We start from the raw sequence: 19305 nt of genomic DNA on the forward strand, positions 1-19305 counted from the left end.
CGGCCGGCATCAGGAGGTTGCGGCCGACGCATCCTTCCGCTTGCTCGGCGCTGCTTGGTCCTGAGGAGCATTGCGACCTTTCCTCTGCTACGACGGAAGGCGAATGATGGCGGAGAAGATCAAGAAGGCCGCTGTTCCACATGCACGAAGGTCGTGCTGGTGGGTTTGTATAGCTGCATGTTTCCTTATGTCCGCTCCGATTCATCCGCCTGCTCCCTGAATTTCCCTTTCCCAGCCGGGATACTCCGCCTCGGCGACGAGCAGCGGCGCGGGCAGTACCCTCCGCGCTTGGCAGCAGCAAACGTCAAGTGATTCGACGCGCGCATTTCCACTTTGAATTGCCAAAACGGCATGGCATGTTCCGGCGGCGCGAAATTGGCTCGGAGGGCTCAGGTGCCGGTATCGGACGAACTGTTCTATCTTCTGTTTCTGTTCGGATTCTACGCCACGACGGTCGTTACCTATTTCGCCCTTGGCTATGGTCTCACCTGGGTCAACGATCGCAATCCTGAGCGAAAGATTCAGAAGGGGCGCGGTTCCGACAAACGTCGCCATGCGGAAATCCGTCAGAGCCTGGCTTCGATGTTCAGCGCTTGCCTGCCGCTGACCATCGGCCTTTACGCCCAGCAAAAGGGCTGGGCGCCGGCGCCCTGGGCCCTGAACTGGTGGGCAGCGGTGCCGCTCTTTGTCCTGTGCATGTTCCTTTATGATACCTGGTTCTATTTCATGCACCGGCTGCTGCACACGAAGTGGCTCTACCCGTTGCACGCACTTCATCATAAGAGTGTCGCACCAACGATCTGGAGCACCTATTCGGAGGATGTTCTCGACAATTTTCTATTGCAGGGATTCTCGGCAGTAATCGTCTTCATCGTGCCGTTTCCGCCGGCAATTCTCATCGGACAAAGGCTGTTCGAACATTTCAACGGCATGTTCGGCCACTGCGGGTTCGAGTATTTCGCCTCGTCCTCGGCGCGCTACCCGTCCCCGTTGCTGTGCACGACCTTCCACGATCAGCATCATTCCGGATTTCGATACAACTACGGCAATTATTTCTCGTTTTGGGATCGCGTGCTGGGTACGATTTCGCCAAATTACGACCAGCGCGTGAGGAAGTTCGAGGCGGAGGGACCGCCGCTCAGATTCAGTCAGGACATTGGCTGCGACCTACATCAGGCCGCCGGCGACAAGAGCGATACGAACATCGAATCCGTCAACACGACGGCTGAGGAACCAAGAGTGACGGCCCGAGTTTGATGAGGGTCGCACTCATCTGAGCGCGACGCTGTATGGGAGCGGTGTCCTCGGCCCCTCGAAGGATGCCGCTCTTCCGAAGCCGGTAAGAAGCAGATGGGCGAGCTCGTGAAGCAGGCTGTGGAAGAACAGGCTGAAACATCATTTCAGAAATCTCCGAAGAGGTTTTTCAGATGTCTGGTCTTGCAAAAATAAGTCGGAAGGGCTAAACGCCCGCCATCGCTCGATTTTCCGAGCACGAGAGGCCTCGTGGCGGAGTGGTGACGCAGAGGACTGCAAATCCTTGTACCCCGGTTCAATTCCGGGCGAGGCCTCCAAACTCTTTCTCCAATAATTTCAACGTATTGAACTTTGCGAAGGCGCGCTCCGGCGCCTCTGCCATGTCGCAAAGGCGCCTTCAGGCAAGCAGAGCGGATTTTCCGGGCTGCTCGAAGGAAGGGCGCGACGGTCCAGATCGATCTTCGGACGCTGGTCGTAACCTTGCTGCCGGCGCCAACTCCCCCGGCAAGCCCACCGACGCGATTGTTTCGGCCGGGTGGAGTCGAGAGTTGGGACGATTAGCCCACGGGAGACTTCCAGGGGAATAAGGACGCCGGGGGGATGGCGGAGTTTCGCCAAGGCGCCAAAGGATCCGTTTCAGGCGGCCCCCGACGTAAAAAACGCAAATGATCCCTTTGAGCTATAATCTCGACGGAACCGAAAGAAGCTCGTCGATCGTCGTGCGTCCCAGGTCGTTCACCCGCCGACCTCAAACGCCTTCGTCAAAATCCCTGTGCAGGAGGCGGATTTCCGCTGTCCAGCATGTCGCTGAGATCAAACATAGGCGAAGCCGCTGCAGATCGTTTTCCCGCTGTGGGAGAAGCATCTCTATGATTCCGATTTGATTAAATTTCAATCGCGCCTACATTAGTAACACATACGCTCCCTCTCGCTGCTGACCACGGATGTACTGGCAGCGGCGGGAGGCGACCACGGAAGGTCGGGTTAAGCCCGGCCTTTTTTATGTCCATCCTGAAAGGAGCTCGTTTGTGAAGAACGCCACTACCGGCCATCTGTTTAAATCCGAGAAGAAGAATCCGGCGGATCGTGCGGATCAGGCGACGCTGGCGGCCCGAGCGATCAACGAGAAGGAGGCCGCGGCCCGTGGGAAGAAGACGGAACGCCTGAAGCAGTTGCGGCTGGAAAAGGAAGCTGCCGACGAGCAGAACGCTCCGGCAGAGTCAGCGAAGAAGCGGAAGCTGGCAAAGCGCAAATAGGAGGTACGCCTCAAGCGTGCTTCAGCTCCGATTTAACCATGCCGTCGTCGCCGCGACGGAATGCCCGCTCACTTCCCCGAGGAATTCTCCGTCCCGCGTCGGCGAGCCCACCAGACGGCGAGCTTGCGGCGGGCGCGGCGCACAGCAGGAATGTCATGCGACAGGACGAGCAGACCGAGGGGAACCATCCAGAAGCCGAGGACCGGCAGAAAACCGAGCAGCCCACAAACGACGAGCAGCGAGCCGATCAGGATGCGCAATGCCGGCGAGTCGGGCAGCGCGATACGCCACTTGCCAAGCACGATTTGTCGCGTTTGCGGATCGATGCCGAAATACCTCTTCTTACTGCCGTTCGTCATCATGCCTCTTTCAACCAACACCCCAACAGTTGGTGCTTTCTCCACAGGCCCGCAACCAGCTCCCGCGATTTTTTTTGAAAAACCGCTTGGCAAATCGAGAAAGCATTTGTATTAGCAGCCTCACTTCTGCGGCGCAGATGATCCCTGGTAGCTCAGCGGTAGAGCACTCGACTGTTAATCGATAGGTCGCCGGTTCGAATCCGGCCCGGGGAGCCAGTTTCGAAAGAGCCATTCGCGGCGAAAGCCCGAGTGGCTCTTTTCATTTGTCGCTCCCACCGACTTTCATGAAGGTGCCTCATGCGCTGGGCATGGCTTTTCCTTGTGCTTGCGATTGCGACCGAAGTCGTCGGCCTCACAGTCATGAAGGCGGCCTCGACATCGAGCGCCTATACCGGTCACGCCGTCATGTACGCCTCGATCGCCCTCTCCTACGTGTTCCTCGCAAGGGCCGTGAAGACGATCCCTGTCGGCGTTGCCTATGCGATCTGGGAAGGCTCGGGCGTCGCGCTCATCACCCTCGTCTCGGTGTTCGTTTTCGACCATGTGCTGACCGGCCGCGAAATGCTCGGCCTGTCGATGGCCGTGGCGGGCATTCTGCTCGTCAATGCCGGGAGGGCTGACGGCGAGGAAGCCACCGAGGAGCCGACGGCATGAGTGCATCGGGTCTCTCTTTCGCCTTCGCCGTCATGGCCGGCATCCTCGATGTTGCGGCGAATCTCGCTTCGACGAAGTCGAATGGATTCGTGAAGCGCGGCTGGGGCGTGCTTTCGATCCTGCTGGTGCTTGCCGCCTTTGCCCTGCTCGCCGAAGCCGTCCGGGGCATGGAACTGGCGATCGCCTATGCCGTGCTTGGTGGCACCGGGATTTTCGGCACGGCGATCTGCGGCCGGCTCTTCTTCGGAGAGAAGCTGAAGCCGATCGGCTGGCTCGGCCTCATGCTCGTCTTCGGCGCGGTGCTGGTGCTTCACACTGCCTGACTCGGCCGTTTGCCGGACGGAGATTGCTTGCGCTTTGGTGCCGCCCCATGCGGCCCCGGTCCGGCCATGAGCCAGTCGAGAAGGGCGAAATAGGCACCATAAGGCAGCAGCCGCAGCAACTTGACGGCGTAGGTGAAGCGTTTTGGAAAAGTGATCTCGAAGCTTCTCGACTTCAGTCCTCGGCATATCCATTCCGCAGCCTCGTCGGCGCTGACAAGGGCGGGGCGCGGAAGGTTGCTCTTCACCCTGCCTCGCGTCGCGACGAATCCGGGACAGATGAGTTGGAGCCGGATGCCGATCCGGTCGAGGTCGAATTTCAGGCTCTCGGTCATGTTGATCAGCGCCGCCTTGGTGGCGCCATAGGCCGCACTCATGGGCAGCCCGCCATAGCCCGCCACCGACGACATGATGGCGATCTGCCCATGGCCGTTCGCCCGCATATGCTCGACCAGAGGCACGAGACAATTGACGACGCCGTGCAGATTGACCGCGAAGCTCCTGTCGAACGCCTCGAGATGAAGGTCGTCGCCGCGAACGGGAATGGCGACGCCCGCATTGAGGATCGCCAGCGCCACGCGGCCATGTTCGTATTCGACCGCGGTCAGCAACCGCTCCATGTCGCGCGGATCGGTGACGTCTCCGTCCAGCACGACGATTTTGCCCGGCCCTTCGGCCTCATGCTGGAGGGCGACCAGCTTCTCATGGCTGCGCGCCGTGACGACGACTGAGAAGCCTTCCTCCACCAGTCGCAGCGCTAAGGAGCGCCCTATTCCGGAACTTGCCCCGGTTACCCACGCCCATCCATGCTCGGGCCGGGCGGTAAATGCAGTCATCATTTCGTCCTCGCACGTCGTTCAGGAAGGTTGCCCTTCCGCAAGGCTCGGCGCAGCCGAGCCGGTTGCCTCTCCGACGGCAAATCCTGCCCGCACTCTCCGCTTCCCGCGCGTCGATTTGACAGCGGAGACGATTTTTGCCCGGGACAGGAAAGCGGCGAAACGCTATTTCTTGCCTGTTGCACAGCGTGAGCCGAAAACACGCCAATATTTCGGCGATCCTGCACTTAAACCAAATGTTTATCGCTTGCCGTTCGTCGAGGTTAATGCTTGGCTGAGGCCCGGCGTTCGTTCCGTCCAGCGTGAGGTTTTCTAAGATGAGTGTCTATCCGTCCGTGCTCGAAGCCATCGGCAATACGCCGTTGATCCGGCTCAACGCCGTTTCCGAAGCCACCGGCTGCACCATCCTCGGCAAGGCGGAATTCCTCAACCCTGGGCAGTCGGTGAAGGACCGGGCAGCGCTCTGGATCATTCGCGAAGCCGAGAAGGCCGGTCAGTTGCGCCCCGGCGGCGTGATCGTCGAAGGAACCGCGGGCAATACCGGCATAGGGCTGGCGGTCGTCGGCAGCGCGCTGGGATACCGCACCGTGATCGTGATTCCCGAAACGCAGAGCCAGGAGAAGAAGGACGCGCTGCGCCTTCTCGGCGCCGAGCTCGTCGAGGTTCCGGCCGTGCCGTACAAGAACCCCAACAACTACGTGAAGGTTTCCGGCCGGCTGGCGGCCGAACTCGCCAAGACCGATCCGAACGGTGCCATCTGGGCGAACCAGTTCGACAACGTTGCGAACCGGGAGGCGCATGTCCAGACGACAGCGCCTGAGATCTGGCGCGACACCGACGGCAAGGTCGACGGTTTCATCTGCGCCGTCGGCTCCGGCGGGACGATTGCCGGTGTGGCTGAGGGCCTGCGCGCCAAGAACCCTGCCGTCAAGATCGGCATTGCCGATCCGGAAGGGGCGGCGCTTTACAACTATTACGCCCATGGCGAACTGAAGGCGGGTGGGAGCTCGATCACCGAGGGGATCGGCCAGGGCCGCGTTACCGCGAATCTGGAGGGCTTCACGCCCGATTTCGCCTATCAGATCCCCGATTCGGAAGCGGTGCCCTATGTCTTCGATCTGATCGAAAAGGAGGGCCTCTGCGTCGGCGGCTCCAGCGGCATCAATATCGCCGGTGCGGTTCGACTTGCGCGCGAGCTCGGCCCCGGACATACGATCGTGACGATCCTTTGCGACTATGGTAACCGCTATCAGTCGAAGCTCTTCAATCCGGACTTCCTTGCCTCGAAAGGCCTGCCGGTACCGGCCTGGCTGAACAGAACCTCGAACATCACCGTTCCCTACGAACCAGTCGGATAGTCTTTGCGATGACCAGGACCGTGACCGCCCTCTTCCGCGAGGATTTCTACCTCTCGACCTGTGAAGCAAGTGTCACGGCGATCCTGGAAGACGGCGGGATCGAACTCGACCAGACCTGCTTCTACGCGACCTCCGGCGGACAGCCTGGCGACACGGGTTTCTTCGAGCGAGAGGACGGCAGTCGTATTCCCATCGTCGACACGCGGCATGGCTCGACCAAGGATGTCATCGTACATGTCCCCGCCGATGGACAAGCACGGCCGACGGTCGGCGAGAAGCTTGTTCTCCATATCGACTGGCCGCGCCGTTACCGGCTGATGCGCATGCATACGGCTTGCCACCTGCTCTCGGTCGTCTGCCCCTACCCGATTACGGGCGCCGCCGTTGGCGATGAAGAGAGCCGGGTCGATTTCGACATGAGCGAAACGATCGACAAGGATGAGGTGACGGCGGCGCTGATGAAGCTCGTCGAGGCAAACCATCCGGTCTACGTACAATGGATCGCCGACGAGGAACTCGCCGCCAATCCGGGCATCGTCAAATCGAAGAATGTCCGCCCTCCCATCGGCATGGGGCGTGTGAGCCTCGTGTGCATCGGCGAAAACTCCGCCGTCGACAGCCAGCCTTGCGGCGGCACCCACGTTTCGGAGACGCAGGAAGTCGGCGCGATTCACATAGCCAAGATCGAAAAGAAGGGTAAGGAGAACCGGCGCTTCCGGATTCGTTTCGGAGCGGCCGAAAACCTTGCCGCCCTTTAAGCCATCGAGGAACGACAATGACCAACGATAACAACAATCGAAGCGCCTTCGTCGTTTCCCCGGACTGGCTCGAGCAGCATCTCGACGATCCGAGCATCAGGATCGTCGATGCCGCCTGGTACCTGCCGGCGCAACAGCGCGATCCCAAGGCGGAATACAGGGCCGCGCATATCCCCGGAGCGGTCTTCTTCGACCAGGATGCGATCGCCGACCAGACAAGCGGCTTGCCGCACACGCTCCCCTCTCCAGATGCCTTTGCCGAAGCCGTCGGAGCCATGGGCATCAGCGAGAACGACACGATCGTCGTCTATGACGGACCGGGCATCTTCACGGCGCCGCGGGTCTGGTGGATGTTCGGCATCATGGGTGCCAAGAACGTCTTCGTTCTTGACGGCGGCATGGACGGCTGGAAGGCGGACGGCAGACCGACGACCACCGAGATCCCCAGCCCGGCGCCGCAGACCTTTCATGCAAGCTTCGACGCCAGGGCCGTCACGTCCTTCGAGCGCATGAAGGAGACCGTCGAGAACCGCCTCGCCCAGATCGCCGATGCGCGGAGCGCCGGCCGTTTCAGCGGCGAGGAACAGGAGCCGCGGGCCGGGATGCGGTCGGGCCATATGCCCGGCGCCAGAAGCCTTCCCTCCGGCGTTTTCTCCGACGGCGGCAAGCTCAAGGACCTCAACGCGTTGCGTCAGATCTTCGCGAACGCCGGCGTCGACCTGACGAAGCCGGTCGTGACGACCTGCGGATCGGGCGTGACCGCCGCAATCATCACGCTTGCGCTTCAATCATTGGGACATACGGACAATACGCTCTATGATAGTTCCTGGTCGGAATGGGGCGGCCGGCCGGATACCCCGGTCGCCATCGGTAGAGAGTGAAAGCCATGCAAGGATCGAAGCCCGCTGCGATCACGGCACATGTGACTGAACTCGAGATGACGTCGCCGCCGAAGCAAAGCCTGCCGGTGCCCGTCAATATACACACCGCGATCCTGCGGGTGTCCGACATCCCGCTGCCCTATTATCGTTTCCTCTATCTGCGCGTCGGCAAGCGCTGGAACTGGGCGGAACGGCTGCGGATGAACGACGAAGATCTTGCGGCGGTGCTGCACGACAGGCGGACGACGCTGACGGTTCTCTACGTCAACGGTGCTCCCGCCGGTTTCTTCGAACTGCAGCAGCGAGATGGCGACGTCATCGACCTCACCCATTTCGGGCTCATGGAACATGCCCTTGGCCTCGGCCTCGGCAAGTGGTTCCTGCTTCAGACCTTGTTCGCTGCCTGGGCGATGGACCCGCGCAAGGTGACGGTCACCACCAACAGCCTCGATCATCCGCGTGCCCTGCAGCTCTACCAGCAGTTCGGCTTTTCCCCGGTCGCGACGCGGGAGGCGATCGTTCGACCTTTGAGCGACGACGAGCTGCTCACCTTCGCCAGGAAGCTCTGAACGGACCGCTCCGGCAAGTTTCGGGTGTCGCGAGCAAGCGCAAGGGGCCATTCTCCTCGTCGAAACGATGAGGAGAGACCCTATGACGCTGCGATACGTCGCGATGCCTGATATGGATGCGGAACAGCTATGGCAAGGAGGCCGGGATGCCTATGGCAACCTGCCGGAACGACACATCTCGGATGGGGTGGGCGTTCCGTGCCGGCACTGCCTGCGCAATGTCGAGGAAGGCGAGGCTTACCTGATCCTTGCCTATCGGCCGTTTTCGTCAGCCCAGCCTTACGCCGAAACGGGACCGATCTTCATGCACGCCGATGCGTGCCCGGCGGCGGACGGGACCTTGCTTCCGTCGATCCTCACATCCAGCACAGATTACCTGCTTCGCGGATACAGTGCCGACGAGCGCATCGTCTATGGGACCGGTGGCGTGGTCCCTGCGGACATGCTCGAGCGGCGGGCAGATGAGCTGCTGGCACGGCCGGACGTGGCTTCTGTGCACGTGCGCTCCGCCAAAAACAATTGCTATCAGTGCCGCATCGAAACGGCCTGAAGGCCGGCCCGGCGTCCGAGGACGCCGAGCCGGTTTGAAACATTCCGCTCAGGCGACGTGAAGTACGCTCTCCGGCGCGTAGGAGTCATAGCCAAGCGCTTCGGCGACGGGCGCGTTCGTCACCCGGCCCCGATGGACGTTGAGGCCGGCTCGCAAATGCCGGTCCTCGGCAATCGCCTTGAGACCACGATCGGCAAGCTGCAGGCCGTAATAGAGCGTCGCATTGTTGAGAGCATGGGTCGAGGTAATCGGCACGGCGCCCGGCATGTTGGCGACGCAATAGTGCACGATGCCATCCACCTCATAGGTCGGCTCGGAATGGGTCGTCGCATGCGAAGTCTCGAAGCAGCCGCCCTGGTCGATCGCGACGTCCACGATCACCGCACCCTTCTTCATGCCCGACAGCATTTCGCGCGTGACGAGCTTCGGCGCAGCCGCACCGGGGATCAGCACGGCGCCGATCACCAGGTCGGCGGAAAACACTTCCTCCTCCAAGGCGTCGATCGTCGAATAGCGGGTATGGACGCGACCGTTGAAGATGTCGTCGAGCTGGCGAAGGCGCGGAATCGAGCGGTCGATGATCGAAACGTCGGCGCCAAGGCCGACAGCCATTTTCGCGGCGTGCAGACCGACGACGCCGCCGCCGACGATCGCCACCTTTGCGGGAAGTACGCCGGGCACCCCGCCGAGCAGGATGCCGCGGCCGCCATTGGCCTTCTGGAGGGAGGTGGCGCCAGCCTGGATGGCGAGCCGGCCGGCCACTTCAGACATCGGCGCAAGCAGCGGCAGGCCGCCGCGATCATCCGTTACCGTCTCGTAGGCGACCGCGGTGACGCCCGAGTTCAGCAGTCCCTTCGTCTGTTCGGGATCCGGCGCCAGATGAAGATAGGTGTAGAGAATTTGGCCGTCACGCAGTTGCGCCCATTCGGAAGGTTGCGGCTCCTTGACCTTGACGACCATGTCCGATTTCTCGAACACGTCCTTGGCCGTCGGGACGATCCTCGCGCCCGCGGCGCGATAGGCGTCATCATCCGCCCCGATCCCCGCCCCGGCCTTGGTTTCGACGATAACCTCGTGGCCATGGGCAACGTATTCCCGCACCGATCCGGGCGTCAGGCCGACCCTATATTCATGATTTTTGATTTCCTTCGGGCAACCGACACGCATCTTTGCGTTCCTCTCCTGTCTGTGCGCTTGCGCAACATTGATGATCAGACAAGGAAAACAGATGGCGTCGAGAATGTCCTTGCAAAGTCGTGTCCCTCGGCGCATGGAATTCGTGGTTTATTGCAGGACTAACGAGATTTTTAGAGGAAAGCACGAATGAGCGAACTGGATGCCATTGATCGTTCGATTCTGCGAGTCTTGCAGGAGGATGGCAGGATCTCGAATGCCGACCTCGCCGCCAAGGTCGGGCTATCGCCGTCGGCCTGTTCGCGGCGGGTCGACATCCTCGAGAAATCCGGCACGATCGCCGGCTACCATGCACGCATCGCGCACAAGGCGCTCGACTACAAGATCATGGTCATCGTGCATATTTCGCTCTCCGGCCAGTTCGCCAAGACGCTCGCCGAATTCGAATCGGCGGTAAAGCTCTGTCCCAATGTGCTCGTCTGCTACCTGATGTCCGGGGAATACGACTACATTCTGCGCGTCGCAGCGAGGGATCTCGAAGACTACGAGCGCATTCACCGCGACTGGCTGTCGGCCCTGCCACATGTGGTGAAAATCAACTCGAGCTTCTCGCTGCGAGAGGTCATCGACCGCCCTAATGTCGGGATCTGAAGTGCCCTGTGGATCAGCGCCCGACGACGCAGTTGCGGCCGGTGTTCTTGGCCGCATAGAGACGAATATCCGCCTCGGCCAGGAGTTCGTGAATCCGGGCACCGTCGGCAAGGGTCGATGAAACGCCGATGCTGGTGGTCACCGGATGACCGTTCGGAGTCTTGACCGCGGCGGAGACGGCAAGCCGTATGTCCTCGGCCCGTGAATGAACATCCGCATAGGGAATGCCTGGGCAGAGCACGATGAACTCCTCACCGCCATAGCGGAAAAGCAGGTCCGCCGGCCGGAGCTTTGCCCTCACCGTCTCGGCCAGCTTTTTCAGCACGCGATCGCCTTCCATGTGGCCGAACTGGTCGTTGACGCTCTTGAAACGGTCGACGTCGATGATCATCAGGCTGAGCGGAACGCTTGCCGCCACCGCGTCGCGCATCATCCGCTGCCCCTGTGCTTCGAAGCGGCCACGGTCCAGCGCACCCGTCAGCGTATCGTGACCGGAACGCGACAGCAGATCCTCGTAGCGCTCACGGAAGGTAAGATCGTTGAAGACGTCGCCGAGAGGCCGGTCCGAAATCGCCAGGAAGGTGTGACGGGAAGCCGTGAGATAAAAGCCGATTGCGACGGCATAAAAGGGCGCCGCCAGCATCTTCGCCATCCACCCGCCCCAGAAGAAATCCGAAGGCGCGCCGTTGATGAAGTGGAGCGCGGCATAAAAGCCGACCTGGTCGAATGTCAGCACCACGACGCCGCAGATCAGGAAGCGGATCGTGACGAAGCGGCGAAACCATCGACCGAGCTTCTCGTAAAGCAGGATGATGATCAGAGAGTCGAAATAGAGGAGCGTCGTGCCCCAGACCATCAGCCAGCCCATTTCATCGATGAAGGCGATATCGGCGAAACGGCCGGGAACGATCGACACTGTCTCATGCCGCCTCAAAAGAAGGCTGAGCGCCACGGTCAGGAAGTTACCGGCGAGCAATCCGTAGATCGGCTGGCGGACGGTCGCCGCGTCCTCCTTCACATACAGGAGGAGGATCATCATGAGCTTGCCGGAAAAGAATACGGCCGAGCCGGGAGAAATCACTCCGAATGGCAGTTGAACATAGAAGACGGCGGCAAGATAGGTCTCGATGAAATGCATGACGCCGAGGGCCGCCACGAAGACGCCGAGCCCCAGACGGGAGCGCAAGTGCAGAAGCCCGATCATCGACGCTACATAGACCAAGGCCTCGGCAAGCAGGAGCATGAGATTGGCGTATGGCATGCGCTGAGGAGACTTTCGTTTTCACTTGATCGCTCCTTAACGCTAGAACTTGAATAAAGCTTTACCGAGCGACCTATGCGGGCAAGGACGAGGCAAGATTCCGCCCCTTGCGGTTCGGCGGCAGTCGGTCATAGTCGCGCGGTCAGGTTGCACAGACGGCCGCCATGGCGGCCGCTTGCACGTCTTGATCTATCCGAACGAGGCCTGGATACGGAGACCGCCATGACTTCGACGACCGCATTGCATCCCATTACCCGCCGCGCCCTGCTCGGCGGCTTGGCTGCCTCCTCCGCCCTCGCCGTCCTGCATCCCTTCTCCGTGCGGGCCGCCGCCAACCAGGCCCATCTCAGGATCATGGAAACGACAGACCTGCACGTGCACGTGTTCCCCTACGACTACTACGCCGACAAGCCAAACGATACGCTCGGCCTCGCACGCACCGCCTCGATCATCGATGCGATCCGCGCCGAGGCGACCAACGCCATCCTCGTCGACAACGGCGACTTCCTGCAGGGCAACCCGATGGGCGATTACATCGCCTACAAGCGCGGCATGAAGGCGGGCGACATTCACCCGATCATCGCCGCCATGAACGTACTCGGCTACGACTGCGGCACGCTCGGAAACCACGAGTTCAACTACGGCCTGGACTTCATGTTCAATGTGCTCCAAGGCGCGAACTTTCCGATCGTCTGTGCCAACCTGACCAAGGGTGCACTCGCCGCTGGCCCCCGGCAGGACCAGCTTTTCCTCAAGCCCTACGTCATCCTCGATCGAAAGGTGAAGGACGGCGCCGGCCAGGAGCACCCGATCCGGATCGGGCTGATCGGATTCGTGCCGCCGCAGATCATGACCTGGGACGCCAAGCACCTCGAAGGAAAGGCAAACGCTCGCGACATCGTCAGGGCCGCGGAAGCCTGGGTGCCGCAGATGCGCGAGGAAGGCGCCGATATCGTCATCGCTCTTTCCCACTCCGGCATCGGACAGCAGGCCTATGCCGAGAACCTCGAAAACGCCTCGGTGCCGTTGGCGGCGATCGACGGCATCGATGCGATCGTCACCGGCCACAGCCATCTCGATTTTCCCGGGCCGAAGTTCGCTTCGATCGGAGGCATCGACAACAAGACAGGGCTGATCTCCGGCAAACCCGGCGTGATGGGCGGCTTCTGGGGCTCCCATCTGGGCTTGATCGACCTGCTCGTCGAGCGCGACGGCGGCGCGTGGCGGGTGATCAGTTCAACGAGCGAAGCACGGCCGATCTACCGGCGGGAGGAGAAGAAGGTCATCGCCGAGGTCGGCGACAAGTCGGAGGTGCTGGCGGCGGCGCAGAAGGACCACGAGGCGACGCTCGCCTATGTCCGCACCCCCGTCGGCAAGACCTCCGCGCCACTTTACTCCTACTTCGCCCTCGTCGCCGACGATCCCTCCGTGCAGATCGTCAGCCAGGCGCAGACCTGGTACATCCGCAATATGCTGAAGGACACCGAGCACAAGGACCTGCCGGTGCTTTCGGCGGCAGCCCCCTTCAAGGCGGGCGGCCGCGGCGGTGCCGACTACTATACCGACGTTGCGGCCGGCGACATCGCCATCAAGAACGTCGCCGATCTCTACCTCTATCCCAATACCGTGCAGGCGGTCGTCATCACCGGCGAGCAGGTGCGCAACTGGCTCGAAATGTCGGCCGGCATCTTCAACCAGATCGCCCCGGGGTCAACTGACGCCAGCCTGATCAACGGCGACTTCCCGTCCTACAATTTCGACGTGATCGACGGTGTCTCCTATCAGATCGACCTTTCGCAACCGGCCAAATACGACAAGGACGGCAATGTGGTGAACGCCACGGCCAGCCGCATCCGCGACCTGCAGTTCTACGGCACGTCGATCGATCCGGCCCAAAAATTCGTCGTGGCAACCAATAACTACCGCGCCGGCGGCGGGGGGCATTTTCCGGAGATCGCCGCCGACAAGGTCATCTTCGTCGCCCCCGATACCAATCGCGACGTGATCGTGCGCTACATCGTGGAGCAAGGGACGATCAACCCGTCGGCCGACGCCAATTGGAAGTTTGCGCCGCTCAAAGACACCAGCGTCATCTTTGACAGCAGCCCAAAGGCAAGGCAGTTCCTGGCTGAGGTCAAGGCCGTCACCGTCGAAGACGCCGGCGACGGCGCCGACGGCTTCGCCCGTTTTCGCATCAGGCTATAGAGGGTGCAAATGGCTACCCCCTCTGGCCTGCCGGCCATCTCCCCCACAAGGGGGGAGACTAGATGTGGCCCGCTCTGCGCTTCAATCGAACCGTTCCGCTTGCAGACCTGACACCGGTCGGGGCAAGGGGCGAGCCGCACATAGTCTCCCCCCTTGTGGGGGAGACGGCCGGCAGGCCAGAGGGGGTTAGCGCCCCAGAACCTCGACTTACATATCAAAGAAATTCTGCAACCGATTGCTGCAGAACAGATTGTGCCGCTTACACCGACCGGGACTGGGCCTCGTCGGAAAAGAGCGCCGCGCGCTGCTCATCGATAATCTGCCGCCCCTTGCGGAGCACCGAATCGATGGCGTCCTGCTCGGTGGTGAACAGATCGGCACGGATGAAATTGCGCACTTTCGTGCCGCCATCCGGCATCGCCTTTTCGATGCTGCCGGCCAGCCGGAACTGCGCGCCCTCGCGCATCGGCGTGGCACGGATCAGGCAATCCGCATAGGTCTCAGTCTTGCCTGGAACGGGCTCGGCCTGCTTTTCGGAGCCGCTTGAGAAGCCGAACAATTTCGAGAAAAACGATGCCATGCCTCATGGTTAGCCGTGGCGGCTGCCTCTGTCAAAGCCAAAGTTGGCTGGACTGCGCAGCCAGCCACCGACGGCCGTCAAATGACCAGATTGGCGAGAATCTCGTTCTCGGTAATGTCCTGATATCTGAGCCCCGCCGCGTCGAAGCGCTGCTTCAGCAGCGGGAAGTTTTCCGCATGTTTGGTCTCGATGCCGATCAGGACGGAACCGAAGTTGCGCGCCGATTTCTTGAGATATTCGAACCGGGCAATGTCATCCTCCTCGCCCAGCAGATTGAGAAAATCGCGCAGGGCGCCAGGCCGCTGCGCCATGCGCAGGATGAAGTATTTCTTCAGACCCGCGTAACGCATCGCCCGCTCCTTCACGTCGGGCAGGCGCTCGAAGTCGAAATTGCCGCCGGAAACGACGGCGACCACCGTCTTGCCTTCCAGCGCCTCGCGACCGAGCGCTTCCAGCGCGGTGATGGACAAGGCTCCGGCCGGCTCGAGAACCACACCTTCGACGTTCAGCATTTCGGTGATCGTCAGGCAGATGGCGTTTTCGGCGAGAAGCATCACCTGTTCCGGCGCAAAGCCGCTGAGCGCCGCGAAATTGAGATCGCCGATCCGGCCCACCGCCGCGCCGTCGACGAAATTGTCCACCTGATCGAGTGTCACGACACTGCCCGCCTCAAGGCTGCGCCGCAGGCTCGGCGCGCCCTCCGGCTCGCAAAACATGAATTGATCGGTCGTCAGGGCATCGCCGAAATAGCCGGTCACCCCGGCCGCCAGTCCGCCGCCGCCGACGGGCAGCACGACAAGATCGGGGACCGCGCCGTCCGGCAATTGCTCGACGATTTCCGCCGCGACGCTCGCCTGTCCCTCGATGATGTCGGCGTGGTCGAATGGCGGCACCATGATGCCGGCGATCGCCTCGACGTGGTCGCGCGCGGCCTGGTAGCACTGGTCGAAAATATCGCCGACGAGGCGGATGGTAATGTATTCGCCGCCGAAGATGCGGGTCTTGTCGATCTTCTGCTGCGGCGTCGTCACCGGCATGAAGACGATGCCCGGAACGGAGAAGTGCCGGCAGACGAAGGCAAAGCCCTGCGCATGGTTTCCGGCCGAGGCGCAGACGAAGGTCTTGCCCGAAGCACCCGATGCAAGCGCCTTGCGGAAGAAGTTGAAGGCGCCGCGGATCTTGTAGGAGCGCACCGGCGAAAGATCCTCGCGCTTCAGATAGACCGTGGCGCCGTAGCGCGCGCTCAGATGGTCGTTGAGCTGCAGCGGTGTCGCCGGAAAAATCTCGCGCATCGCCGCGGCCGCCTGTTCAACATCCTGCTTCATCTCGTGCCATCATCCGTTGGTTATTCAGATCGCCGTCGCTATCGCACATTGTCGAGGTTGAAACCATCGATTTGACAGGTCGCGCTTTTCGACGCTCGGCAGTGCTCGGGAAAGGTCACTCTACGCCGATCTGCTGCGTCGCCGCAGGCTCCTTCGTCTTGACTTGCGGATGCCAAATGCCGACAGTTTGGGCAGTCAGGATGCTGGGGACCTGCGATGGCGAACTACCTGCCCATGCTTGCAATGCTGGCACTGGCGGCTCCGGCCGTCGCCGTTTGCGAAGCCGCGGCCGGCCCGCTTTCCGACGCTGCGGCGAAGGCGGAAAAACAGGCAGACTCCGGCGATGCAGCGGGCGCGCGGGAAACGCTGCGCCAGGCGGTCAGCGCATTCGCACAGACCCTTCCCTTCACGATTGGCAAGGCGGTTTTCGTCACGGCCGAACCGGCCGGCTACGCCATGTACGAACCGAAGCAGGATTCGGTCTTCAAGACGGGCGAAACGCTCGTCTCCTATGTCGAACCGGTTGGGCTCACCTGGAAGGAGGCAAGCGCCAAGGGCAAGCTCGAGACGCGCTTCACCGTCGATCTCGACATCGTCAGCCCGAAGGGCGAGGTGCTGGCGACCCGCAAGGCCTTCGGCGACTTCACCTTCACCGGCTACCTCCGCAACCAGGAGATATATGCGACGCTCACCGTCGACGTTTCCGGGGCGCCGGCCGGAGACTACGTCCTGCGCTTCCGCTTCAACGACATCAACAGCGGCAAGAGCGCCAGCGTCGACCAGCCATTCAAGATTGCGGGTGAGTAGCGGGAGATTGCGTGAGAGGGTCCACTGCAATTTCTACGCGGAGCAGTTGGTGCGGACAACGGGACTCGAACCCGTAAGCTATTGAAGCGACAGATTTTAAGTCTGTTGTGTATACCAATTCCACCATGTCCGCGCGTGACTTAATTCAATTACTTAGACGCTTCAGTCAAGCAAGTTTTGCGGGCACCTACACGCCGCGCGTACTATCGGACGCGCAAAGGTCGCTGCAGCACTTTGAAATTCTGTATGATTTTGTCCTTAAATCGATTCCGATTTAAGGCATCATGCAGAGCGTTTTGGGAATTCCCGCCGGAAGGCTGCCACTTACCTCCCTTCAACTGAGGTGCGGTCCAATCTCAGTGCCACGTTCTTGACAAAATTCACCCAAACCCCTGATTCGCCAGGGGTTCAATCCTTGCGTGTTGCTGGCAATGTGTTGACCTCAAAACTGTCCTTTTTGGCTGAGGGGATCGGCGTGCGTCCATTGCGAGCGTCCAGCAACACACCTTTGTGGCCGGAGGACCTCGACGCGCTTCAGCGTGTCTTCGACCGGCTGTGCAGCGAGTACCGGTGGCCGCGCAAGAGTGCCCAGGCGCAGCGATACGGCCGGATGCTGATCGAAGAGTATCAGGCCGGTACGCGGGATGAGCGCCTGCTCCTGGCCGCCGGACGATCGTTCGTCGATCGGTCCCTCGACCAGAGGAGGCCGGCATGACGCAGGAGGTTTCGGTCAATTGCGATGATCTCGCCGAGAAGCGCCGCGCCATCGACGCCATGAAGGACGCCTTCGCCAGCGCCATCGAGGCGCGCCAAGCGGAGATCCGCGCTCGCGACCTGCCGGGGCAGAGGACGGGATGGATAGGCATGCTTGTGCGAAAACCGCGCGAGACACGTCCTTCACGACGTGAGTCGGCGTGACGCCTCGACGCCGACACTCGCCTCATACGCGAATGCCGGGGCCTGCCGCCTCATTCATGGAAACGGCGCCGTGCGCGGCCGTCTCAGTGATAAAAGAAATAATCGCAATCGGCTTTCTGGGCGTCTTCGCCGCGCCAGACCCGGACTGCCAATTTTGACGATTCGCCTTTGTCTTCGAGCCGTAACCCGAGCAGCGACACGGCGGCCGCCTTTGGGTTGGGGGCATCGATTTCGATGACCGATCCGACCTGGTGAACGCCCTCCCGAGCGGTCCAGGTGAAGATCTGAACGCTATAGTGCATAGATATCCTCCGTCGCGCTGTTGCTCGCGTCCGTGGACGACCTGGGATTAGGGGCGAAACATCGGTCCGCAGGCAAAGGCCCCTATGAACTCTCAGCCATCCTCGACGGTTGCTTCAGGTCGATCTCCTCCATCGGCGTGTTCGAAATGCCAGTTTCCCTGCTCATCCTGGAAGCTGATTTCCTCATCGTCGCCGCCGACCTGCTGTTCCGCCGCCGCAACTCTTGCGGCCGCCAGCGCCATCTCGCGACTGGGAAAGGACTCTGAATACGCGTCGGCTGCCTTGTAGGCCCAGCCTCCGTCGTGTTGAACGATCGAATAGATGATCCGCGCCATTCTTCACTCCCGTGGATTTCCAGAGACAATCATGCCCCCGGTTGGGCCGTTGCCGCACGGCCGCTATGCTCCTCCTTGCCTGTGGCGTGTCCACGCTGGACGGCGCGATGTTAACACAAATTGGCTAGAGTTGTGCCATTTTTGAAAGCTGCTCCACGACCTCCCTCCCCGACTTCAATTGCTGAACGATTTCAATGGAAAACGCGGCCCCGAGAGGGGGCCGCGTTCGCATGGGACTAGCTAATTCGATTGGGATCAGTCGGCCAGCTTGGCGGCGATCCGCGCGACATGGGCGCCCTGGAAGCGGGCCGCGTCGAGCTCGACCTCGGACGGCTGGCGCGAGCCGTCGCCGCCGGTGATCGTCGATGCGCCATAGGGGGAGCCACCCTTGATCTCGTCAATGCCCATCTGCCCCTGGAAGGCGTATGGCAGACCAACGACCACCATGCCATGATGCAGCATGGTGGGGATCAGGCCGAGGATGGTCGATTCCTGACCGCCATGCTGGGTTGCCGAGGAGGTGAAGGCCGACCCGACCTTGCCGACCAATTTGCCCTTCGCCCAGAGGCTGCCGGTCTGGTCGATGAAATTCCGCAACTGCGAGGCAACCGTGCCGTAGCGCGTGCCGGCGCCGAAGATGATCGCGTCGTAGTCGCCCAGTTCCTCGACCGTCGCGACCGGCGCCGGCTGGTCGATCTTGTAGTGGGAAGCCTTGGCGATCTCTTCTGAGACGAGTTCCGGGACACGCTTCACCGACACCTCCGCGCCGGCCGACTCGGCCCCCTCCGCAACGGCGTAGGCCATCTTTTCGATATGTCCGTACGCCGAGTAGTAAAGAACCAAAACCTTAGCCAAAGAAAATCTCCTTCGATGTCCGGCAATTCCGCTTGATCGCCGCGGCCGGCAGGATTTATCAAATCGCATGCCATTGCCAGAACGGGACCGGTCGACAGACTGTTCAGTCTTTTTCAACAGTAAGCAGATCGTGTTAA

Annotated in this window: 23 protein-coding genes and 3 tRNA genes; 16 read left to right on the forward strand and 10 right to left on the reverse strand. The window is 61.3% G+C overall.

The features are described from left to right. The first annotated feature begins 393 nt into the window (after positions 1 to 393). The 3 genes from N181_RS10050 (at position 394) to N181_RS10060 (ending at position 2510) form a co-directional block, all read left to right on the forward strand. Positions 394 to 1257 carry a sterol desaturase family protein gene (locus N181_RS10050; RefSeq protein WP_014328369.1) on the forward strand — a complete coding sequence of 288 codons (864 nt, stop codon included), beginning with the start codon at positions 394 to 396 and terminating at the stop codon, positions 1255 to 1257. Between the two features lie 240 nt (positions 1258 to 1497). Next, a tRNA-Cys gene (locus N181_RS10055) sits at positions 1498 to 1571 on the forward strand. 711 nt (positions 1572 to 2282) lie between these two features. After that, positions 2283 to 2510 (forward strand): hypothetical protein, encoded by a 228-nt coding sequence (locus N181_RS10060; RefSeq protein ID WP_014328368.1) that lies wholly within the window; start codon positions 2283 to 2285, stop codon positions 2508 to 2510. A gap of 68 nt (positions 2511 to 2578) precedes the next feature. Here N181_RS10060 and N181_RS10065 read toward each other — a convergent pair whose 3' ends face one another. Continuing rightward, on the reverse strand, positions 2579 to 2869 hold the full coding sequence (locus N181_RS10065; protein WP_014328367.1) for a hypothetical protein: 291 nt from the start codon (positions 2867 to 2869) through the stop codon (positions 2579 to 2581). A 141-nt stretch (positions 2870 to 3010) separates the two neighbouring features. On the opposite strand from N181_RS10065, the gene N181_RS10070 reads away from it, so the two are divergent. The 3 genes from N181_RS10070 to N181_RS10080 all read left to right on the forward strand — a co-directional run bounded on the left by N181_RS10070 (position 3011) and on the right by N181_RS10080 (position 3846). Next, a tRNA-Asn gene (locus N181_RS10070) sits at positions 3011 to 3085 on the forward strand. Positions 3086 to 3166: 81 nt separating this feature from the next. After that, positions 3167 to 3523 (forward strand): SMR family transporter, encoded by a 357-nt coding sequence (locus N181_RS10075; RefSeq protein ID WP_037392795.1) that lies wholly within the window; start codon positions 3167 to 3169, stop codon positions 3521 to 3523. Further along, positions 3520 to 3846: an SMR family transporter gene (locus N181_RS10080; protein ID WP_014328365.1), complete on the forward strand. Its 327-nt coding sequence runs from the start codon at positions 3520 to 3522 to the stop codon at positions 3844 to 3846. Before N181_RS10075 ends, N181_RS10080 begins: the two co-directional genes overlap by 4 nt. Here N181_RS10080 and N181_RS10085 read toward each other — a convergent pair. Beyond that, positions 3834 to 4679: an SDR family NAD(P)-dependent oxidoreductase gene (locus tag N181_RS10085; protein WP_037392977.1), complete on the reverse strand. Its 846-nt coding sequence runs from the start codon at positions 4677 to 4679 to the stop codon at positions 3834 to 3836. The two genes, N181_RS10080 and N181_RS10085, sit on opposite strands and share 13 nt — an antisense overlap. Before the next feature lie 317 nt (positions 4680 to 4996). On the opposite strand from N181_RS10085, the gene N181_RS10090 reads away from it, so the two are divergent. The 5 genes from N181_RS10090 to N181_RS10110 all read left to right on the forward strand — a co-directional run bounded on the left by N181_RS10090 (position 4997) and on the right by N181_RS10110 (position 8795). Then, positions 4997 to 6037, forward strand: a complete 1041-nt coding sequence (locus N181_RS10090) for a cysteine synthase A (protein ID WP_014328363.1) — start codon at positions 4997 to 4999, stop codon at positions 6035 to 6037. 8 nt (positions 6038 to 6045) lie between these two features. Beyond that, entirely contained in the window at positions 6046 to 6795 is a 750-nt protein-coding gene (locus N181_RS10095) for an alanyl-tRNA editing protein (RefSeq protein ID WP_014328362.1), read from the forward strand. Between the two features lie 17 nt (positions 6796 to 6812). Continuing rightward, positions 6813 to 7676: a 3-mercaptopyruvate sulfurtransferase gene (gene sseA / locus N181_RS10100; RefSeq protein ID WP_037392792.1), complete on the forward strand. Its 864-nt coding sequence runs from the start codon at positions 6813 to 6815 to the stop codon at positions 7674 to 7676. A 5-nt stretch (positions 7677 to 7681) separates the two neighbouring features. Next, a complete protein-coding gene (locus N181_RS10105; RefSeq protein ID WP_014328360.1) occupies positions 7682 to 8245 on the forward strand; it encodes a GNAT family N-acetyltransferase in 564 nt (187 codons plus the stop codon). 82 nt (positions 8246 to 8327) lie between these two features. Then, positions 8328 to 8795 carry a DUF1203 domain-containing protein gene (locus N181_RS10110; RefSeq protein ID WP_014328359.1) on the forward strand — a complete coding sequence of 156 codons (468 nt, stop codon included), beginning with the start codon at positions 8328 to 8330 and terminating at the stop codon, positions 8793 to 8795. A gap of 48 nt (positions 8796 to 8843) precedes the next feature. Here the strand turns inward: N181_RS10110 and ald are convergent, their stop codons facing one another. Further along, entirely contained in the window at positions 8844 to 9962 is a 1119-nt protein-coding gene (ald, locus tag N181_RS10115; RefSeq protein WP_014328358.1) for an alanine dehydrogenase, read from the reverse strand. 156 nt (positions 9963 to 10118) lie between these two features. On the opposite strand from ald, the gene N181_RS10120 reads away from it, so the two are divergent. Further along, positions 10119 to 10580, forward strand: coding sequence for an Lrp/AsnC family transcriptional regulator (locus N181_RS10120; RefSeq protein ID WP_014328357.1), 462 nt, complete (start codon positions 10119 to 10121; stop codon positions 10578 to 10580). Positions 10581 to 10593: 13 nt separating this feature from the next. Here the strand turns inward: N181_RS10120 and N181_RS10125 are convergent, their stop codons facing one another. After that, a complete protein-coding gene (locus tag N181_RS10125; protein ID WP_037392773.1) occupies positions 10594 to 11841 on the reverse strand; it encodes a GGDEF domain-containing protein in 1248 nt (415 codons plus the stop codon). 222 nt (positions 11842 to 12063) lie between these two features. Between N181_RS10125 and N181_RS10130 the strand changes: the two genes are divergently transcribed. Further along, entirely contained in the window at positions 12064 to 14046 is a 1983-nt protein-coding gene (locus tag N181_RS10130) for a bifunctional 2',3'-cyclic-nucleotide 2'-phosphodiesterase/3'-nucleotidase (protein WP_014328355.1), read from the forward strand. 259 nt (positions 14047 to 14305) lie between these two features. On the opposite strand, the gene N181_RS10135 is transcribed toward N181_RS10130, so the two are convergent. Continuing rightward, positions 14306 to 14626, reverse strand: a complete 321-nt coding sequence (locus N181_RS10135) for an HlyU family transcriptional regulator (RefSeq protein ID WP_037392765.1) — start codon at positions 14624 to 14626, stop codon at positions 14306 to 14308. Between the two features lie 77 nt (positions 14627 to 14703). Further along, positions 14704 to 15951 carry a threonine ammonia-lyase gene (gene ilvA / locus N181_RS10140; protein WP_014328353.1) on the reverse strand — a complete coding sequence of 416 codons (1248 nt, stop codon included), beginning with the start codon at positions 15949 to 15951 and terminating at the stop codon, positions 14704 to 14706. A gap of 216 nt (positions 15952 to 16167) precedes the next feature. On the opposite strand from ilvA, the gene N181_RS10145 reads away from it, so the two are divergent. Continuing rightward, on the forward strand, positions 16168 to 16758 hold the full coding sequence (locus N181_RS10145; protein ID WP_014328352.1) for a hypothetical protein: 591 nt from the start codon (positions 16168 to 16170) through the stop codon (positions 16756 to 16758). 47 nt (positions 16759 to 16805) lie between these two features. Here N181_RS10145 and N181_RS10150 read toward each other — a convergent pair. After that, a tRNA-Leu gene (locus N181_RS10150) sits at positions 16806 to 16891 on the reverse strand. A 342-nt stretch (positions 16892 to 17233) separates the two neighbouring features. On the opposite strand from N181_RS10150, the gene N181_RS10155 reads away from it, so the two are divergent. Together N181_RS10155 and N181_RS10160 are read left to right on the forward strand one after the other, a co-directional pair. Continuing rightward, entirely contained in the window at positions 17234 to 17473 is a 240-nt protein-coding gene (locus N181_RS10155) for a hypothetical protein (protein ID WP_014328351.1), read from the forward strand. Further along, on the forward strand, positions 17470 to 17676 hold the full coding sequence (locus N181_RS10160) for a hypothetical protein (RefSeq protein ID WP_014328350.1): 207 nt from the start codon (positions 17470 to 17472) through the stop codon (positions 17674 to 17676). Before N181_RS10155 ends, N181_RS10160 begins: the two co-directional genes overlap by 4 nt. Before the next feature lie 83 nt (positions 17677 to 17759). Here N181_RS10160 and N181_RS10165 read toward each other — a convergent pair whose 3' ends face one another. From N181_RS10165 to wrbA, 3 genes are all read right to left on the reverse strand, one after another. Further along, a complete protein-coding gene (locus tag N181_RS10165; RefSeq protein ID WP_014328349.1) occupies positions 17760 to 17978 on the reverse strand; it encodes a hypothetical protein in 219 nt (72 codons plus the stop codon). A gap of 92 nt (positions 17979 to 18070) precedes the next feature. Next, entirely contained in the window at positions 18071 to 18313 is a 243-nt protein-coding gene (locus tag N181_RS10170; RefSeq protein WP_014328348.1) for a DUF2188 domain-containing protein, read from the reverse strand. Positions 18314 to 18568: 255 nt separating this feature from the next. Beyond that, the gene (gene wrbA / locus N181_RS10175) at positions 18569 to 19168 is read right to left on the reverse strand and encodes an NAD(P)H:quinone oxidoreductase type IV (protein ID WP_014328347.1); all 600 of its coding nucleotides are present in this window, start codon (positions 19166 to 19168) and stop codon (positions 18569 to 18571) included. Between the last annotated feature and the right edge of the window lie 137 nt (positions 19169 to 19305).

The organism is Sinorhizobium fredii USDA 205, from assembly GCF_001461695.1.
GTDB classification, from domain to species: domain Bacteria; phylum Pseudomonadota; class Alphaproteobacteria; order Rhizobiales; family Rhizobiaceae; genus Sinorhizobium; species Sinorhizobium fredii.

Bases quoted from the DNA above. Each gene is read 5' to 3' on its own strand.
- N181_RS10065 (WP_014328367.1), bottom strand. From the start codon at position 2,869: ATGACGAACGGCAGTAAGAAGAGGTATTTCGGCATCGATCCGCAAACG.
- N181_RS10075 (WP_037392795.1), top strand. From the start codon at position 3,167: ATGCGCTGGGCATGGCTTTTCCTTGTGCTTGCGATTGCGACCGAAGTC.
- N181_RS10080 (WP_014328365.1), top strand. From the start codon at position 3,520: ATGAGTGCATCGGGTCTCTCTTTCGCCTTCGCCGTCATGGCCGGCATC.
- N181_RS10085 (WP_037392977.1), bottom strand. From the start codon at position 4,679: ATGACTGCATTTACCGCCCGGCCCGAGCATGGATGGGCGTGGGTAACC.
- N181_RS10090 (WP_014328363.1), top strand. From the start codon at position 4,997: ATGAGTGTCTATCCGTCCGTGCTCGAAGCCATCGGCAATACGCCGTTG.
- N181_RS10095 (WP_014328362.1), top strand. From the start codon at position 6,046: ATGACCAGGACCGTGACCGCCCTCTTCCGCGAGGATTTCTACCTCTCG.
- sseA (WP_037392792.1), top strand. From the start codon at position 6,813: ATGACCAACGATAACAACAATCGAAGCGCCTTCGTCGTTTCCCCGGAC.
- N181_RS10105 (WP_014328360.1), top strand. From the start codon at position 7,682: ATGCAAGGATCGAAGCCCGCTGCGATCACGGCACATGTGACTGAACTC.
- N181_RS10110 (WP_014328359.1), top strand. From the start codon at position 8,328: ATGACGCTGCGATACGTCGCGATGCCTGATATGGATGCGGAACAGCTA.
- ald (WP_014328358.1), bottom strand. From the start codon at position 9,962: ATGCGTGTCGGTTGCCCGAAGGAAATCAAAAATCATGAATATAGGGTC.
- N181_RS10120 (WP_014328357.1), top strand. From the start codon at position 10,119: ATGAGCGAACTGGATGCCATTGATCGTTCGATTCTGCGAGTCTTGCAG.
- N181_RS10125 (WP_037392773.1), bottom strand. From the start codon at position 11,841: ATGCCATACGCCAATCTCATGCTCCTGCTTGCCGAGGCCTTGGTCTAT.
- N181_RS10130 (WP_014328355.1), top strand. From the start codon at position 12,064: ATGACTTCGACGACCGCATTGCATCCCATTACCCGCCGCGCCCTGCTC.
- N181_RS10135 (WP_037392765.1), bottom strand. From the start codon at position 14,626: ATGGCATCGTTTTTCTCGAAATTGTTCGGCTTCTCAAGCGGCTCCGAA.
- ilvA (WP_014328353.1), bottom strand. From the start codon at position 15,951: ATGAAGCAGGATGTTGAACAGGCGGCCGCGGCGATGCGCGAGATTTTT.
- N181_RS10145 (WP_014328352.1), top strand. From the start codon at position 16,168: ATGGCGAACTACCTGCCCATGCTTGCAATGCTGGCACTGGCGGCTCCG.
- N181_RS10160 (WP_014328350.1), top strand. From the start codon at position 17,470: ATGACGCAGGAGGTTTCGGTCAATTGCGATGATCTCGCCGAGAAGCGC.
- N181_RS10165 (WP_014328349.1), bottom strand. From the start codon at position 17,978: ATGCACTATAGCGTTCAGATCTTCACCTGGACCGCTCGGGAGGGCGTT.
- N181_RS10170 (WP_014328348.1), bottom strand. From the start codon at position 18,313: ATGGCGCGGATCATCTATTCGATCGTTCAACACGACGGAGGCTGGGCC.